Origin of the sequence: Streptomyces flavofungini, assembly GCF_041028215.1 — a bacterium.
GTDB classification, from domain to species: Bacteria; Actinomycetota; Actinomycetes; order Streptomycetales; family Streptomycetaceae; genus Streptomyces; species Streptomyces flavofungini_B.
In genome coordinates this window covers 1-3082 of the sequence record NZ_JASKYR010000948.1, presented here as the reverse complement: position 1 = coordinate 3082, position 3082 = coordinate 1, and the positions used below count along the sequence as shown (strand labels likewise).

The 3082-nt window shown below is 75.5% G+C and carries 3 protein-coding genes; 1 reads left to right on the top strand and 2 read right to left on the bottom strand.

The genetic code is table 11. The features are described 5' to 3' along the window. Positions 1 to 25: 25 nt before the first annotated feature. Complete coding sequence (locus AB8Z36_RS36970) at positions 26 to 739, top strand: SDR family NAD(P)-dependent oxidoreductase (protein WP_369217763.1); 714 nt, start codon at positions 26 to 28, stop codon at positions 737 to 739. Positions 740 to 768: 29 nt separating this feature from the next. Here AB8Z36_RS36970 and AB8Z36_RS36965 read toward each other — a convergent pair whose 3' ends face one another. Both AB8Z36_RS36965 and AB8Z36_RS36960 read right to left on the bottom strand, forming a co-directional pair. Further along, entirely contained in the window at positions 769 to 2733 is a 1965-nt protein-coding gene (locus AB8Z36_RS36965; RefSeq protein WP_369217762.1) for an ABC transporter permease, read from the bottom strand. 106 nt (positions 2734 to 2839) lie between these two features. Beyond that, a partial coding sequence (locus AB8Z36_RS36960; protein WP_369217761.1) for an extracellular solute-binding protein occupies positions 2840 to 3082 on the bottom strand: 243 nt, incomplete at its 5' end.

Sequence of the window (3082 nt, the reverse complement as noted above, 5' to 3'; positions counted from 1 at the left end):
GCCCACCGGCCCGGCGGACCGGCCCGTGGCCCTGGTCACCGGCTCCACGTCCGGCATCGGCGAGGCCGTCGCGCGCAGACTTGCGGCGGACGGCACCCGGGTCGTGGTGCACTCGCGCCGCAGCACGGAGGCGGGCGAGGCGCTCGCGGCGGAGCTGGGCGGCGCCTACGTACAGGCGGATCTGGCCGTGGAGGACGAGGCGAGGGCGCTGGCCGGGTCGGCCGTCGAGCGCTACGGCCGACTCGACGTCCTGGTGAACAACGCGGGCCTGAGCCGGCCCATCCCCCACGACGACCTGGCCGCCGCGTCCCCCGCCGAGTGGCGGCGCCTCCTCGAGGTCAACCTCATCGCGCCCTGGGTCCTGTGCACCGCCGCCCTGCCCGCGCTGCGCCGGTCCCCCGGGGGCGGCGGCATCGTGAACATCACCAGCCACGCCGGGGTGCGCCCCAAGGGCTCCTCGGTGCCCTACGCGGCGAGCAAGGCGGCGCTGAACCACGTGACCCGGCTGCTGGCCGCCGCCCTCGGCCCCGGGGTACGGGTCAACGCGGTGGCCCCGGGTCTCGTGGACACCCCGATGACCAGGGACTGGTCGGGGGCCCACGAGCTGTGGCGGGAGCGGGCGCCCATGCACCGCCCGGCACTCCCCGCCGACGTGGCGGACCTGGTGGCGTCGGTGCTCGCCAGCTCCTATCTGACGGGCGAGGTCATCGTGCTGGACGGCGGCCTCAACCTGACCTGACGCCCGATCAGGTTCTAGTGCGGTACAGGTCAGAGCGCGACGACCGAGACCTCCGTAGCCTTCACGCTCGTCCATACCGCCGCGCCGTCCACGAGCCCGAGCTCCACCGCCGCCTGCGGGGTGATCTCGGCGACCAGGTCGGGCGCCTCGGCCGAGGTGATGAGGACCCGCAGACGGCTCCCGGCGGTGGTGATCTCCCGTACGGTGCCGCGCCAGACGTTGCGCGGGCTGCCTCCGGGCCGCTCCCGGTGGACGGAGACCGCCTCCGGGGCGATGACGGCGAGCGCCCGCGTGCCCGCGTCCGGCGGATCGGCGACGACCAGGCGCGCCTCCCCCGCGAGGAGGAGCGTGCCGTCGGCGTCGGCGGTGCCGGGCCAGGCGTTGCGCCCGAGCATCCGCGCCACCCAGGGCGAGCGCGGGTGCCGGGTGACCTCGGTGGGCGGCGCGTCCTGCAACGTACGCCCGTCGTCGAGTACGAGAACCCGGTCGGCCAGCGACACCGCCTCCACGGGGTCGTGCGTGACGATGAGGCAGACCCCGCCGAAGCCGTCGAGGTGGCGCCGCAGGGTGTGCCGCACATGGGCGCGGGTGGTCTGGTCGAGGGCGGCGAGCGGCTCGTCGAGGAGCAGCAGGCGGGGCCGGGCGGCGAGCGCGCGGGCCAGCGCGACGCGCTGCGCCTGGCCGCCGGAGAGCTGGGCGGGCCTGCGGTGCGCGAGGTGGCCGACGCCGAGCCGGTCGAGCCACCGCCGTGCCTCGCGGCGGGCCTCGGCGCGCCGGACGCCCTGGGCGCGCAGACCGTAGGCGGTGTTGCCGAGCGCGCTGAGGTGCGGGAAGAGCGCGCCCTCCTGCGGCACCCAGGCGACGCGACGGCGGTGCGGCGGCAGGGCGGTCACATCGCGCTCGCCGAGCCGCAGCCGTGCGTGGGCGCGCGGGGTGAGGCCGAGCAGGGCGCGCAGGAGCGTGGTCTTGCCCGCGCCGTTGGGTCCGACGACGGCGATGGTGGTGCCGGGGTCCGCGTCCAGGGTGAGCTGGTTGTGACCGGTGACGTCGGCGTGCAGGGACCACTTCTCCCGTGCGGCGGGGGTGTCGGGCGCCTCGACGAGCGGTCGCCGGTCGTCGTCGGCGGTGGCTGACGGCGCGTCGCCCGCCGCGTCGGGTCCGGGCTCCCGCACCCGTACCGACGCCCCGGCCGACCACCGCCCCCGCAGCCCGATCAGCACGGCCATCGCGATGGCGAGCAGCAGCAGGGAGAGGGAGGTCGCGGCCTCCGGGGAGTCCTGGAGCAGCAGGTACACCTGGAGCGGCAGGGTCTGTGTGGTGCCGGGCAGATTGCCCGCGAAGGTGATGGTGGCGCCGAACTCGCCGAGGGCCCGCGCCCAGGTCAGCGCGGCTCCGGCGACGAGCCCGGGGGCGACCATCGGCAGGGTGACGGTAAGGAAGACCCGTACCGGCGAGGCCCCGAGGGAGGCGGCCGTCTCCTCGAAGCCGGGGCGCAGGCCGCCGAGCGCGCCCTCCAGGCTGATCACGAGGAACGGCATCGCCACGAACGTCGCCGCGATCACCGCCCCCGAGGTGTGGAAGGGCAGCACGATCCCGAAGGTGTTCTCCAGCCAGGGACCGAGCAGGCCGCGCCGCCCGAAGCCGAGCAGCAGCGCGACGCCGCCGACGGTCGGCGGCAGCACCATCGGCAGGAGCACCAGCGACCGTACGACGGCCTTGCCGGGGAAGTCGACGCGGGCGAGCAGCCAGGCCAGCGGCACCCCGAGCAGCAGGGAGAGGCCGAGCGCCCAGAAGGACACGAACAGGGAGAGCTTCAGGGCCTCGGTGACACCGGGCGCGGAGAGGTGGGTGCCGAGGTCGCCCCACTCGGTGCGGGCGAGGATGCCGATGAGCGGCATCAGCAGGAACGCGATCGCGAGCAGCGCGGGCAGCGCCAGGGCGAGCGGGGCACGGGTGCGGGTGTGGCTCGCGGTGCGGGTACTGAGGCGGCTCATCGGTGGTCCCGGATTCGTGGGTGACGCGGTCGACCGGGCGCCCCGCTGCGGGGAGGCATGGGGCGCCCGGAAGCTGTGGGCCGGTGTCACGGCCTTTCGAGCCGGGTCACGGCTTCTGGAAACCGCCGTCCCGGAGGATCCGCTGCGCCTCGGGGCCGCTGAGCCACTTGACGAACGCGGCGGCGGCGTCGGCGTTCTCCGAGCCCTTGAGGGTGGCGGCGGGGTAGGACGCCACGGCGTTCTGCTCGTCGGGGATGGCGACGGCGTCGACCTTGTCGGGGGCGGTGGCGGCGTCCTTCTTGTAGACCATGCCCACGGCAGCACCCCCGTCCTCGACCTTGCTGAGCAC